Annotated in this window: 13 protein-coding genes; 8 read left to right on the top strand and 5 right to left on the bottom strand. The window is 60.4% G+C overall.

All coding sequences use genetic code 11. The features are described 5' to 3' along the window. Positions 1–176 precede the first annotated feature (176 nt). Positions 177–1418: a glutamine synthetase family protein gene (locus Q7F16_RS16150; protein WP_409557041.1), complete on the top strand. Its 1242-nt coding sequence runs from the start codon at positions 177–179 to the stop codon at positions 1416–1418. Between the two features lie 70 nt (positions 1419–1488). Next, positions 1489–2856: an MFS transporter gene (locus tag Q7F16_RS16145; protein ID WP_046062539.1), complete on the top strand. Its 1368-nt coding sequence runs from the start codon at positions 1489–1491 to the stop codon at positions 2854–2856. A gap of 61 nt (positions 2857–2917) precedes the next feature. Here Q7F16_RS16145 and Q7F16_RS16140 read toward each other — a convergent pair whose 3' ends face one another. From Q7F16_RS16140 to flgA, 4 genes are all read right to left on the bottom strand, one after another. After that, positions 2918–3664: a flagellar brake protein gene (locus tag Q7F16_RS16140; protein ID WP_409557003.1), complete on the bottom strand. Its 747-nt coding sequence runs from the start codon at positions 3662–3664 to the stop codon at positions 2918–2920. Positions 3665–3756: 92 nt separating this feature from the next. Next, the gene (locus Q7F16_RS16135) at positions 3757–4224 is read right to left on the bottom strand and encodes a flagella synthesis protein FlgN (protein WP_046062537.1); all 468 of its coding nucleotides are present in this window, start codon (positions 4222–4224) and stop codon (positions 3757–3759) included. Between the two features lie 48 nt (positions 4225–4272). Further along, on the bottom strand, positions 4273–4590 hold the full coding sequence (gene flgM / locus Q7F16_RS16130; protein WP_014339785.1) for a flagellar biosynthesis anti-sigma factor FlgM: 318 nt from the start codon (positions 4588–4590) through the stop codon (positions 4273–4275). A gap of 172 nt (positions 4591–4762) precedes the next feature. Beyond that, positions 4763–5527 carry a flagellar basal body P-ring formation chaperone FlgA gene (gene flgA, locus Q7F16_RS16125; RefSeq protein WP_409557004.1) on the bottom strand — a complete coding sequence of 255 codons (765 nt, stop codon included), beginning with the start codon at positions 5525–5527 and terminating at the stop codon, positions 4763–4765. Positions 5528–5605: 78 nt separating this feature from the next. On the opposite strand from flgA, the gene Q7F16_RS16120 reads away from it, so the two are divergent. The 6 genes from Q7F16_RS16120 (at position 5606) to flgE (ending at position 10698) form a co-directional block, all read left to right on the top strand. Then, a complete protein-coding gene (locus Q7F16_RS16120; protein ID WP_046062536.1) occupies positions 5606–6532 on the top strand; it encodes a chemotaxis protein CheV in 927 nt (308 codons plus the stop codon). 58 nt (positions 6533–6590) lie between these two features. Then, on the top strand, positions 6591–7418 hold the full coding sequence (cheR, locus tag Q7F16_RS16115) for a protein-glutamate O-methyltransferase CheR (RefSeq protein WP_003204735.1): 828 nt from the start codon (positions 6591–6593) through the stop codon (positions 7416–7418). A gap of 360 nt (positions 7419–7778) precedes the next feature. After that, complete coding sequence (gene flgB / locus Q7F16_RS16110) at positions 7779–8186, top strand: flagellar basal body rod protein FlgB (RefSeq protein ID WP_014339781.1); 408 nt, start codon at positions 7779–7781, stop codon at positions 8184–8186. Positions 8187–8189: 3 nt separating this feature from the next. Then, the gene (gene flgC, locus Q7F16_RS16105; RefSeq protein ID WP_014339780.1) at positions 8190–8633 is read left to right on the top strand and encodes a flagellar basal body rod protein FlgC; all 444 of its coding nucleotides are present in this window, start codon (positions 8190–8192) and stop codon (positions 8631–8633) included. Positions 8634–8648: 15 nt separating this feature from the next. Beyond that, on the top strand, positions 8649–9371 hold the full coding sequence (flgD, locus tag Q7F16_RS16100) for a flagellar hook assembly protein FlgD (RefSeq protein WP_046062535.1): 723 nt from the start codon (positions 8649–8651) through the stop codon (positions 9369–9371). Positions 9372–9399: 28 nt separating this feature from the next. Continuing rightward, positions 9400–10698 (top strand): flagellar hook protein FlgE, encoded by a 1299-nt coding sequence (flgE, locus tag Q7F16_RS16095; protein ID WP_409557005.1) that lies wholly within the window; start codon positions 9400–9402, stop codon positions 10696–10698. 266 nt (positions 10699–10964) lie between these two features. On the opposite strand, the gene Q7F16_RS16090 is transcribed toward flgE, so the two are convergent. Beyond that, positions 10965–13856, bottom strand: a complete 2892-nt coding sequence (locus tag Q7F16_RS16090; RefSeq protein WP_018610285.1) for a ribonucleoside-diphosphate reductase subunit alpha — start codon at positions 13854–13856, stop codon at positions 10965–10967. Positions 13857–13963 lie beyond the last annotated feature (107 nt).

Here is a 13963-nt window from a genome sequence, read left to right as displayed (position 1 = left end):
TTGATATTCCGAACAGCCGAAGCCTATTTTGTACGGGTTGCCGTTCGCGGCTCGCACATAACAAGGATTGCGTCATGACGACCGATGGCCAGCGTTCACTCGCGCAGCGACTGACGGGCATTGATGAGATTGAATGTGTCACGCCGGATTTGAATGGCGTGCCGCGGGGCAAGGTAATGACCGCTGAGGGTTTCCTCGAAGGCCGGCGGTTGCAGTTGGCGCGGGGCGTGCTGCTGCAATGCATCATGGGCGGTTATCCGCCGTCGCGTTTCTACGGCAGCGACGACGGCGACCTGGCGCTGGTGGCCGATCCGAAACAGATTCATCGCCTGCCTTGGAGCCAGCAGCCCCGTGCCCTGGCGATCTGCGATGCCGACGAGTTGACCGGTGAAAGCTCCCGGCTCTCGACGCGCGGCCAGCTCAAGGCCGTTGTCGCTCGCTATGCAGCCCTTGGCCTGGCGCCGGTAGTGGCGACCGAACTGGAATTCTTCGTGTTCGCCCCCAACCCGGACCCGACCCAGCCGTTCCAGCCGCCGATGGGCCTGGACGGGCGTCGCGAAGATGGCCATTCGGCGTTCAGCGTCAGCTCCAACAACGGCCTGCGCCCGTTCTTCAGTGAAGTCTATGCATGCATGGCGGCGCTGGGCCTGCCTCGCGACACCTTCATGCATGAAATGGGCGTGAGCCAGTTCGAGATCAATCTGCTGCACGGCGACCCGCTGTTGCTGGCCGACCAGACTTTCCTGTTCAAGCACCTGCTCAAGGAAGTGGCGCTCAAGCACGGCCTGACCGTGGTCTGCATGGCCAAGCCCCTGGCCCACACGCCGGGCAGTTCGATGCATATCCACCAGAGCGTCGTCGAGGCGGACAGCGCTCGCAACGTTTTCAGCGACGAAGCGGGCGAACCGACGGCGACTTTCCGGCACTTCATCGGTGGGCAACAGGCATGCCTGGCGGATTTCACCGCCTTGTTCGCACCGAACGTGAATTCCTACCAGCGCCTGTGCCACCCGTTCGCCTCGCCGAACAATGCCTGTTGGTCCCATGACAACCGTTCGGCCGGGTTGCGGATTCCTGCCAGTTCGCCGGCGGCCCGGCGGGTCGAGAACCGCTTGCCGGGGGCCGATGCCAACCCCTACCTGGCGATTGCCGCCAGCCTGGCCGCCGGGCTGTATGGGATCGAACATCGCCTGGAGCCGAGCGCGGCGATCCAGGGCGAATTCGAAGTGCCGGATAATCTGTCGCTGCCATGTACCTTGCATGCTGCCCTGGAGCGTCTGAAGCGTAGTCATCTGGCGAAGGAACTGTTCGGTACGGAGTTCATCGAAGGCTACATCGCCTCCAAGACCCTGGAACTGACCAGCTTCTTCGATGAAATCACGCCCTGGGAAAGGCGTGTCCTCGCGGCCCAGGCATAACGAACCGTCGCATTCGGGCTATCTTCAACAGGTAGCCCTTACTCACCTCAAGGAGCCGCTCGGAACGCCGATGCGCCAAATCTGGAAACCTTTTCGAGCGCTTTATTTCGCCTCGCTGATGATGTTGATCGGCTCGGGCCTCTTGAGTACTTACCTGGCCTTGCGCCTGGCCGCCGACCACGTGGACAGCCTCTGGGTTGGTGCGCTGATGGCCGCCAACTATTTCGGCCTGGTGCTGGGTGGCAAGATCGGCCACCGGCTGATCGCCCGCGTCGGGCACATCCGCGCCTATTCGGCCTGCGCCGGGATTGTCGGGGCGGCAGTACTGGGCCATGGCCTGGTGGACTGGCTGCCGGCCTGGATCGTGCTGCGGATGATTGTCGGCCTCGGGATGATGTGCCAGTACATGGTCATCGAGAGCTGGCTCAACGAGCAAGCCGACGCCAAGCAGCGTGGCGTGGTGTTCAGCGGCTACATGATTGCCTCCTATCTGGGGCTGGTGCTGGGCCAGTTGATCCTGGTCATGCACCCGGCCCTGGGGCCTGAGCTGTTGATGCTGGTGGCGCTGTGCTTCGCCTTGTGCCTGGTGCCGGTGACACTGACCCGGCGAATTCACCCGGCGGCGCTGCATCCGGCACCCATGGAGCCGCGCTTCTTCATCAAGCGTGTGCCGCAGTCATTGAGTACGGTGCTGGGTTCCGGGTTGATCGTCGGCTCGTTCTATGGCCTGGCGCCCCTGTATGCCTCTCAGCAGGGCCTGTCGACCGAGCAGGTCGGTCTGTTCATGGGTAGCTGCATCTTCGCCGGATTGCTGGTGCAGTGGCCGCTGGGGTGGCTGTCCGACCGTTATGACCGGGCGCTGCTGATCCGCTGCTTTGCGCTGGTCCTGACGATCTGTGCGCTGCCGTTGGCGATTCTTCCGACGGTGCCGCTGGAGGTGCTGTTCGTCGCGGGATTCTTCTGTTCGCTGGTGCAGTTCTGCCTGTATCCGCTGGCGGTGGCATTTTCCAATGACCACGTCGAAGCTGATCGAAGGGTGTCCCTGACCGCAATGCTGCTGGTGACCTATGGCGTTGGCGCCAGTATCGGGCCGCTGGTGGCCGGTGTGCTGATGAAGATGTTCGGCAGCCAGATGCTCTACGGCTTTTTCGCCTTCTTCGCTTTGGTGTTGGTGTGGCGGATCCGGCCGAAAGCGGTGACCAACCTGCATCAGGTCGATGATGCACCGCTGCATCATGTGGCGATGCCGGACAGCATGTCGAGTTCGCCTTTGGTGGCGTGCCTTGATCCACGAGTGGATGAGCAGGTGGTGCAGGAGCAGATGCAGGCGCCGGCCAATCCGGACGCGGAGCCTGAGCCGGCCACTGAAACTGCGGCCGAGGCGGAAACTGAAACCGAGGCGCCAGAGACACCGAGTTTTACCCAGGCCAGGCCTTGAAGCTGACATAAAAAAACGGGCAGTCACCGCAAGGGGCTGCCCGTTTTTTATGGTGCGACGATCAGAGGTCGTCTTTATCGAAGCGCCGGGCTTCTCGTTGAAGCTGGTAGACGAACCGCTCGACCTGCCGTTGCACCAGGCCGCTGATGTTGTGAAAGCGTACACCGGCGAACGTGGTGTTGATCCTTTCTTCGAAATGCAGGTAGCGCAACTCGACTGGCGCGGTCATGTTGCCAAACGGCAGGGCCGCGATGAAACGCTCGTACACCTGGCCCAATTGCAGACGCTCCGTGATGTCGCCTTCGAAGCGCAACTTGCAACCGGTGGCGGAAATGTCCAGCAGCTTGCCATCCACGGGGGACTTCATCTTGTCGCCGCCCAGTTCAACGCTCACCAGTTGTGCCAGTTTCAGGGCGGCGCGGAAGGCGTTGCGACGTTGGTGGTAGACCACTTCGTCGGGCAGGGCGCCGCGATAACAGCGACCGTCGCTGGATTCATCGATGGTCAGTGGACCCTTGCCATCCCATGCGATGCGCACGCCGTCATGGAAACCCTCGACACGAAACGGCTCGCCGGCCAGCAGGAAACGCTCGCCGTCCCGGGGGATCATTTCATCCAGGGCAATGGAGTTGGTCTCGCGGTCGACGTTGACCAGATAGCTCTGGAAGCGCTGGCTACGTTCATGGAAGGTAATGATCAGCGGGTCGTGGCTCTCTTGCAGCATCCGCAGGTTGCCGGCGATTTCCAGGGGCGTGGTGAGGACCTTGGGCGGCTGCGGAGCATCATCCGCGTTTGAGGCATTGAACACGGTGAGTCAGTCTCCAGGCAAAATACGACTACGAATGGCCGGCATTTTGCCAGCATGTATCGCGCGTTGATAGAGCGAAGGCATTGTTCGTTTCATGCCTGGCTGAGCGGGCGGTGCTTGACCATCTTGGCGGTCGAGCCGCGAGCGTCATACAGCGTCGGGATCTCGCCACCGTTGAGAATGCGCAACTGGTTGGCGGTGGCGGCCTGCTGCATCAGGATCGACTGGCCGTTGCGAGCGTTGGTTGCCTGGCACTGGGCGAGCAGGTCGTTGAGGGCTTTGCTCTGGGACAGCAGTTGATCACCAATCGTCGACTGGCTGGCCAGTTGCTCAAGGCCGTCATGGCTGGCGGGCAGGTTGAGGCTGGCGAGGATCTCGCTGCGTTTGCGGCCATGCTGGTCAAGCAAGATGATCAATGCCTGTTTCTGCGCCAGGATATTCTCCAGCAGAGGCATGTCGCGACCGTGCAGTGCCACGGATTCGGCCTGCAATAATTCCAGCAATTGTTGCGCTGGAACAAAGTCGTCGGTGATCAGTTGCAATAAATTAGTGTCGTGCATGGCTGGCCTTGGGTCTTAAGCGTCCAAAAGCCTGGCGCAGGCGGTGGCCTAGCGCTGGGCTTCGAAGTTGAGCAGTTTGCTGGCTACGCGGTTGCTGTCGACTTTATAGCTGCCATCGGCGATTGCTGCTTTCAACTCGGCCACGCGGGCGTTGTCGACGACAGGTTGATCGCGCAGCTTGTCAGTGACCTTCTGCAACTGCTGAGCCTCATTGCTGAGGTGTACCGACTCCCCGTTGCTGACTTGTTCGGCGGGTGTAGGCAGCGGCGCGGATTTGTCGGCTTCGACGGTTTCCTTGGTGGCGCTGGTACGCGTAGTGCCTGTCAGCGGTGAAGAGCTGTTTAAACGATTGAAATCGATGACCATGGTAAAAAACCTCTGGGTATTTGGACGCTTGCCATGTTTTCGGCCATCCCCAAAAAAACTTTAGGCTCATTTATTCAATGAACGTGCGCACGTCTGCGCTTGCCTTTGCGTAAGGCACAGTCTAGGGAACACCGGGATCAAGCGCCAGCCTTCTACCTCCTCTACCTGATCACTACATCGCCACTTCCACTTGGCCTGGGGCCATCACCTGCGCCTTGATCACGCGCTTGGAATTGAGGTTTTTCACCCGTATCTGTTCGCGCATGCCGCCGTTGGACAGGGCTTCGCCGGGCATCCGCACGGCCATGGAGCCGCTGCGGGCGGTGATGACCACCTGGTCGCCCTTGCGGACCACCTCGGCCTGCTCCAAGTGCACCAGCGTCACGATCTGGTCGGCGACCATTGGTCGGACAAGTTTCTGCCCGATGGCCTGGTCAATGGAGGTCAGGAAGCCCTGGTTGATCTGGCTGACGTCCCGTTCGCGTAGTATCACGTCCTGGGGTTCGACGATCCCGGCCCGCTTGAGCGGACGAGTGGTGGTGACAATTTCCCGAAACAGGCGCACTTGAGCGGGCACGAACACCGTCCAGGGCGTGGCGCTGTCGCAACGAACCTTCACCGTGACGCGGCCCAGGGGCCTGGCCGGGCTCTCCAGCGAGGCAGTCAATTCCTTGTCGCACATCGGCATGCGCAGGCGCGGGTCGAGCTGGTTGACTTCGATTTCGTAGCGACCTTCGGTTTGACTGGTAGCCAGATAGTCTTCTACGGTGAATTCAAGAAAGCCCTGAGTGACGCCGATAAGGAGATCAGGCAAGGTAACCGGAACAGCAGCAAGGGCAGGACCGCCCGAAGTGAACAGGCAGACAGCCAACAGTGCACCGAGCCAGTGGCGGCAGTGAGTGGTCAGGCGTCGAGAAAATGTCGTTTGTGCGTTCATGCCGGTTCAATAGCAAGCCCCGTGCCGTTTAGTGATGAATGCGCGTCGGACACATTAGCGTTACGTAGGAGTCAGGGCATGGCGGGAGTAATGGATTCGGTAAACCAGCGCACTCAGCTGGTCGGTCAGAATCGCCTGGAGCTGTTGTTGTTCCGTCTCGACGGCCAACAGATGTATGGGATCAACGTATTCAAGGTCCGCGAGGTGCTGCAATGCCCCAAGCTGACCCTGATGCCCAAGTCCAGCCCCGTTGTGTGCGGTGTGGCCAATATCCGGGGAGCGACCATCCCGATTCTCGATCTGGCGATGGCGACCGGTTCCGGTCGGTTGCTGGACCAGAGCAATCCGTTTGTGATCATCACCGAGTACAACACCAAGACCCAGGGGTTCCTGGTCCGCTCGGTGGAGCGCATCGTCAACATGAACTGGGAAGAGATCCATCCACCGCCCAAGGGCACCGGCCGCGATCACTACCTCACGGCAGTGACCCGGGTCGATAACCAGTTGGTGGAAATCATCGACGTGGAGAAAATCCTCGCCGAAGTAGCGCCCACGCCGGAGGCGATCTCCGCGGGGGTGGTGGATGCCGAAACCCAGCACAAGGCGATTTCGCTGCGGGTGTTGACCGTCGATGACTCTTCTGTGGCCCGCAAGCAGGTGACCCGTTGCCTGCAAACGGTCGGTGTCGAGGTGGTGGCGTTGAACGACGGGCGGCAGGCGCTGGATTACCTGCGCAAGCTGGTCGACGAGGGCAAGAAGCCCGAGGAGGAATTCCTGATGATGATCTCCGACATTGAAATGCCGGAGATGGACGGGTACACCCTGACGTCGGAAATCCGCAGCGACCCGCGCATGCAAAAGCTGCACATCATCTTGCATACTTCGCTGTCCGGGGTTTTCAACCAGGCGATGGTCAAGAAGGTCGGTGCCGACGATTTCCTGGCGAAATTCCGCCCTGACGACCTGGCTTCCCGGGTCGTCGATCGGATCAAGGCAGCAGAATAAAGCAAAGGTCGGGCGCGTTGTGCGCCCGGCAAGTCAACACGATGAAAGAGGCGGTATCTTGTCTACGGGTAATTTGGATTTCGAACAGTTCCGGGTCTTCCTGGAAAAAGCCTGTGGCATCTTGCTTGGTGAAAACAAGCAATACCTGGTGTCGAGCCGTCTCAATAAATTGATGGAGCAACAGGGCCTCAAGTCATTGGGCGAGCTGGTGCAGCGCATCCAGACCCAGCCGCGCAGTGGCTTGCGCGAGATGGTGGTGGACGCGATGACCACCAACGAGACCCTGTGGTTTCGCGACACCTATCCGTTCGAGGTGTTGAAGAACAAAGTGCTGCCGGCGGCCATCAAGGCCAGTCCGGGCCAACGCCTGCGGATCTGGTCGGCGGCCTGCTCGTCGGGGCAGGAACCCTATTCGCTGTCGATGTCCATCGATGAGTTCGAGCGGTCCAACCTCGGCCAGTTGAAAGGCGGCGTGCAAATCGTCGCCACCGACCTGTCCGGGACCATGCTCAATAATTGCAAGACCGGCGAGTACGACAGCCTGGCCATCGGCCGGGGCCTGTCGCCGGATCGCCTGCAACGTTACTTCGACCCCAAGGGGCCGGGTAAATGGGTGGTCAAGGCGCCGATCAAGAGCCGCGTGGAGTTCCGTTCGTTCAACTTGCTGGACAGCTATGCCAGCCTGGGCAAGTTCGACATCGTGTTCTGCCGCAACGTACTGATCTATTTCTCCGCCGAAGTGAAGAAAGACATTCTGCTGCGCATCCACAGCACGCTCAAGCCGGGCGGTTACCTGTTCCTCGGCGCCTCCGAGGCGTTGAACGGTTTGCCGGATCATTACCAGATGGTCCAATGCAGCCCGGGGATCATCTACCAGGCGAAGTGATTGGCTTGAGCTGTCAAAAAACGGGAGTCCCCAGGGGCTCCCGTTTTTTTATGCCCGCTAATTTCCTCCCCATCACCATTATCCCTGTGGGAGCGAGCTTGCTCGCGATAGCGGTATTGCAGACGACATCAATGTTGACTGACACACCGTTATCGCGAGCAAGCTCGTTCCCACATTTTTGACCTCCGTTGCCTGATGAAAGCGGCAGAAAAGCGGCAGCCTGCGGAAACCCGTTGCCGCTTTTCTGGCATTGCCGCTTTGCCGGTGCCCGCAAAGCCCCGGTTTATGGGAGTTCTGAAAATGGCACGGCGCTTGCTTTAGCCGTCGTACGTACATTCTGGTCACCCAAAGGTTTCCGACATGAGCATCAGCTTCGATAAAGCGCTCGGTATCCACGAACAGGCCCTGAGCTTCCGCGCCCAGCGCGCCGAAGTCCTGGCCAACAACATCGCCAACGCCGACACCCCGAACTTCAAGGCTCGGGACCTGGACTTCTCCAAAGTGCTCGCCGAGCAGAACGAGAAGGCCAAGAACGGCCACTTCGCCTTGAACATGACCAACAGCCGTCATATCGAAGCCGAAGGCTTGGGCAATGGCGATGAATCGCTGATGTATCGCACGCCGATGCAACCTTCGATCGACCAGAACACCGTGGACGCTCAACTGGAACAGTCCAACTACACGGAAAACTCCGTGAACTTCCAGGCCAGCTTCACCCTGCTCAACAGCAAGTTCAAAGGGCTGGTATCGGCCCTGCGCGGAGAGTAAGCCATGTCGATTGCTAGCGTATTCAACATTGCCGGCAGTGCCATGAGTGCCCAGACCACTCGCCTGAACACCGTCGCCAGTAACATCGCCAACGCCGAGACCGTTTCCTCAAGCATCGACCAGACCTACCGCGCTCGCCACCCGGTATTCGCCACCATGTTCCAGGGCGGCCAGTCCGGCGGCAGCGATTCGCTGTTCCAGGAGCAGGACGCGGCCGGGCAGGGTGTACAAGTGCTTGGCGTGGTCGAAGACCAGAGCAACCTCGATGCCCGTTATGAGCCAAACCATCCGGCTGCCGACGCCAAGGGTTATGTCTACTACCCGAACGTCAACGTCGTCGAAGAAATGGCCGACATGATTTCCGCCAGCCGTTCGTTCCAGACCAACGTCGAAATGATGAACACCGCCAAAACCATGATGCAGAAGGTCCTGACCCTCGGTCAGTGATAAGGGGCGAGTCACATGAGCGTTACCAGTACAACCAGTGGTTTGAGCCTCAACGAGATTCTGGCCAACTCCTCGGTCAAGACCAACACCACCACCGATGGCCTGTCCTCGGCGACGAGCTCGGCCACGGGGTCGCAGTCGCTGGGCAAGGATGCGTTCCTGCAATTGCTGGTCACCCAGCTGAAAAACCAGAACCCGCTGGAGCCGCAGGATAACGGCGAGTTCGTTGCCCAGCTGGCGCAGTTCAGCAGCCTGGAAGGCATCACCACTCTTAACGACACCGTGAGCGGTCTCGCCAGCAACTACAACTCGTCCCAGGCCCTGCAAGCCTCGTCACTGGTGGGCCGCTCGGTCATCGCCCCGGGCGACAAGGCGGTGGTCGATACCTCCAAGAGCCTCAACGGGACCGTGGTGGTACCGACATCGGTGTCTTCCGTCGCCGTCAAGATCGTGGACAAGGACGGCAAGACCGTTCGCACCATTGACCTGGGCAGCCAGAACGCCGGCAACTCCGCCTTCATCTGGGATGGCAAGAACGACGCGGGCACGACGGTCGAGTCGGGCACCTACTCCTTCACCGCTTCGACCACTATCGACAGCAAGGCCGTGTCGCTGATTACCAACCTGCCGGCGACTGTCAGCAGCGTGACGATCAGCCAGACGGGTGGTGAGCTGATGCTCAACTTGGCCGGGCTGGGCAGCATTGCCCTGTCCAAAGTACAAACTATTGGTATGTAGAGCCGACTAACCGGCAAAAGGAGTCAACATGTCTTTCAACATCGGCCTTAGCGGTCTCTATGCAGCCAACAAGCATCTGGATGTGACCGGCAACAACATCGCCAACGTGGCGACCACCGGTTTCAAATCGTCCCGTGCGGAATTCGAAGACGTCTACTCGGCCACCAAGCTGGGTTCCGGCACCAAGACCGTCGGCAACGGCGTGCGCCTGGCCAACGTCTCCCAGCAGTTCGGCCAGGGTGACGTCAACAACACCGGCAACGTGCTGGACATGGGTATCCAGGGTTCGGGCTTCTTTGTCCTGAGCAACGACGGTTCCCTGAGCTACACCCGTGCCGGTACCTTCAAGACCGACAAGGAAGGCTACATCACCAACAGCGATGGCACTGCGCGTTTGCAGGGCTATGGCGTGGATGCCAATGGCAACATCCTCAACGGCATCCTGACCGACCTGCGCATCGACACCTCGAACCTGCCGCCGCAAGCGACAAGCCTGGTTTCGTCGACGATTAACCTGAATTCGACGGCGACAGCGATCACTGCGGCGTTCAATCCGACCGACACGGCCACGTTCACCAAGCAATTCACTACCCCGGTCTATGACACCCAGGGCAATCAGCACTCCATGGACCAATACATGGTCAAGACTGCCGGTAACACCTGGAATGTCTACACCTTGATCGATGGTCGTAACCTGAACGGCACCGCGCCGACCACGACCGGTGCGAACGCGCCTGTTCCTTCGACCATGAACTTTGACTCGAGCGGCAAGTTGACCACGGTCACCACTCCGCCAGCGACGGTCAATAGCGATCTGGTACTGACCGGTTGGGTTCCCGGCACCGTGACCAACGGCGTATGGGCCGCCAACGGCGCCGCGAGTGCGCCAACCATCACGATTTCCATGGGCAACACCACTCAGTTCAACGCCGACACCGCCCGCTCGATTCCAACCCAGAACGGTTACGCCACCGGCCAGATCACCAACCTGACCATCGACGGCAGCGGTGTATTGCTGGCCAACTTCAGCAACAACCAGACCAAGCCGATCGGCCAGCTCGCGCTCGCCAGCTTCACCAACGAGCAAGGTTTGCAGCCGGTAGGTGGCACCAGCTGGAAAGAAACCTTCGCCTCGGGCATCCCGGGCTACGATGCCCCGGAAACCGGGACCCTGGGTTCGATCGTCTCCAACTCCCTGGAAGAGTCCAACGTCAACCTGACCAACGAACTGGTCGAGCTGATCAAGGCGCAAAGCAACTACCAGGCGAACGCCAAGACCATCTCCACCCAGAGCACCATCATGCAGACCATCATTCAGATGGCTTGATGTCGATGGTGGTTTGAAGGCTGCACAAGGAGCCCCTCGCAAGAGGGGCTTTTTCATGGGCGGTGATTTTTGTGGTGCCTGGCCTGACCCCATCGCGAGCAAGCTCGCTCCCACATTGGAATGCTTACCCCTGTGGGAGCGAGCTTGCTCGCGATGGGGCCAGTCCAGGCACCGACTTTTCTCCAGGCAAAAGAAAGCCCCCGATAAACCAGCGGTCTATCGGGGGCTTCTTTCAGCAGGCGCCTTTACGCGCCCACCCGCTCAGCTTATTGGCAAGCTTCGCAATCCGGCTCGTCGATCGCGCAGGCCTTTGGCACTGGCGCAGGGCCGGCTGGAGCAGCCAGGACCGAATCGTCACCGTGGTTGCCGCCGCTGGAAACCGCGTTCAGCTTGCCGGTGTTGATGGTCGACTTCTCGGTGCTGGTCGCGGCCAGGGCACGGAGGTAGTAAGTGGTTTTCAGGCCACGGTACCAGGCCATGCGGTAGGTCACATCCAGCTTCTTGCCCGAAGCGCCGGCGATGTACAGGTTCAGCGATTGAGCCTGGTCGATCCACTTCTGGCGACGGCTGGCGGCGTCGACGATCCACTTGGTGTCCACTTCGAAGGCCGTTGCGTAGAGCTCTTTGAGCTCTTGCGGGATGCGTTCGATCTGCTGCACCGAGCCGTCGTAGTACTTCAGGTCGTTGATCATGACCGAGTCCCACAGGCCGCGGGCCTTGAGGTCGCGAACCAGGTACGGGTTGATCACGGTGAATTCGCCCGACAGGTTCGATTTCACATACAGGTTCTGGTAGGTCGGTTCGATCGACTGCGACACGCCAGTGATGTTGGCGATGGTGGCGGTCGGTGCGATGGCCATGATGTTGGAGTTACGGATGCCTTTCTGCACACGGGCGCGAACCGGTGCCCAGTCCAGGGATTCGTTCAGGTCAACGTCGATGTACTTCTGGCCGCGCTGGGCGATCAGGATCTGTTGCGAGTCCAGCGGCAGGATGCCCTGGGACCACAGCGAACCCTGGAACGTCTCGTAGGCGCCACGCTCGTCGGCCAGGTCGCAGGAAGCCTGGATCGCGTAGTAGCTGACCGCTTCCATGGACTTGTCGGCGAACTCGACCGCGGCATCGGAACCGTACGGGATGTGCTGCAGGTACAAGGCGTCCTGGAAGCCCATGATGCCCAGGCCGACCGGACGGTGCTTGAAGTTGGAGTTCTTCGCCTGTGGCACCGAGTAGTAGTTGATGTCGATCACGTTGTCGAGCATGCGCACAGCGGTGTTCACGGTGCGTTGCAGCTTGGCGGTGTCCAGCTTGCCGTCGACGATGTGGTTCGGCAGGTTGATCGAGCCCAGGTTGCAGACCGCGATCTCGTCTTTGTTGGTGTTCAGGGTGATCTCGGTGCACAGGTTCGAGCTGTGGACCACGCCCACGTGCTGCTGCGGGCTGCGCAGGTTGCACGGGTCCTTGAAGGTCAGCCATGGGTGGCCGGTTTCGAACAGCATCGACAGCATCTTGCGCCACAGGTCTTTGGCCTGGACGACTTTGAACAGCTTGATCTTGTTGTACTCGGTCAGGGCTTCGTAGTACTCGTAGCGCTCTTCGAAAGCCTTGCCGGTCAGGTCGTGCAGGTCCGGCACTTCGGATGGCGAGAACAGGGTCCACTTGCCGTCATCGAAGACGCGCTTCATGAACAGGTCGGGGATCCAGTTGGCGGTGTTCATGTCGTGGGTACGACGACGGTCATCACCGGTGTTCTTGCGCAGCTCGATGAACTCTTCGATGTCCATGTGCCAGGTTTCCAGGTAGGCACAGACCGCGCCCTTGCGCTTGCCGCCCTGGTTGACCGCGACTGCGGTGTCGTTGACCACTTTGAGGAACGGCACGACGCCCTGGGATTTGCCGTTGGTGCCCTTGATGTACGAGCCCAATGCGCGAACCGGGGTCCAGTCGTTGCCCAGGCCACCGGCGAATTTCGACAGCATGGCGTTGTCGTGGATCGCGCCGTAGATGCCCGACAGGTCATCCGGAACGGTGGTCAGGTAGCAGCTCGACAGCTGTGGACGCAGGGTACCGGCGTTGAACAGGGTCGGGGTCGAGGCCATGTAGTCGAAGGACGACAACAGGTTGTAGAACTCGATCGCACGGTCTTCGCGCTGCTTCTCTTCGATCGCCAGGCCCATGGCCACGCGCATGAAGAAGATCTGCGGCAGTTCGAAACGCACGCCATCCTTGTGGATGAAGTAACGGTCGTACAGGGTTTGCAGGCCCAGGTAGGTGAACTGCTGGTCACGCTCGTGGTTGATCGCCTTGCCGAGTTTTTCCAGGTCGAATTCGGCCAGGACCGGGTTCAGCAATTCGAACTCGATACCCTTGGCAACGTAGGCCGGCAACGCCTTGGCGTACAGGTCGACCATTTCGTGGTGGGTCGCGCTCTCGGCGACTTCCAGGAAGCTCAGGCCTTCGGCACGCAGGGTGTCCATCAGCAGGCGGGCGGTCACGAAGGAGTAGTTCGGCTCGCGTTCCACCAGGGTCCGCGCGGTCATCACCAGCGCGGTGTTGACGTCCTTGAGGGCGACGCCGTCATAGAGGTTCTTCAGGGTTTCGCGCTGGATCAGGTCGCCATCGACTTCTTCCAGGCCTTCGCAAGCCTCGGTGACGATGGTGTTCAGGCGGCCCATGTCCAGCGGCGCCAGGCTGCCGTCGGCGCGGGCGATGCGGATCGATGGGTGGGCCTGGACCGGTGCGTCGGCCGGGGTGCGGATAGCACGTTCCTTGGCGCGGGAGTCACGGTAGATCACGTAGTCGCGGGCCACTTTCTGCTCGCCGGCACGCATCAGCGCCAGTTCGACCTGGTCCTGGATTTCTTCGATATGGATGGTGCCGCCCGAGGGCATGCGACGCTTGAAGGTCGCGGTGACCTGTTCGGTCAGGCGGGCCACGGTGTCGTGGATTCGCGACGAAGCGGCAGCGGTGCCACCTTCAACTGCGAGAAACGCTTTGGTGATGGCGACGGTAATCTTGTCATCGGTGTAAGGAACGACAGTGCCGTTACGCTTGATCACACGCAGTTGGCCCGGCGCGGTGGCGGACAGATCCGGGTTCGAATCGGCGGCCAGCGGCGCGGTGCCCTGCGGGTTCTCGCGAGTTGTGTCGGTGTGCATGGGTGTCTCCACGTTCTCTATGTTTGTTTGGGCACCATCACGGTGCCCACCGTTCCGTCCTGAAGCACTACAACCGACTGGCGCCGGGCATAACAACTTCGGGACAG

It is taken from the genome of Pseudomonas sp. Lb2C2 (genome assembly GCF_052112205.1).
Taxonomy (GTDB): domain Bacteria; phylum Pseudomonadota; class Gammaproteobacteria; order Pseudomonadales; family Pseudomonadaceae; genus Aquipseudomonas; species Aquipseudomonas kilonensis.
This window is presented reverse-complemented; position numbering and strand designations above follow the sequence as displayed.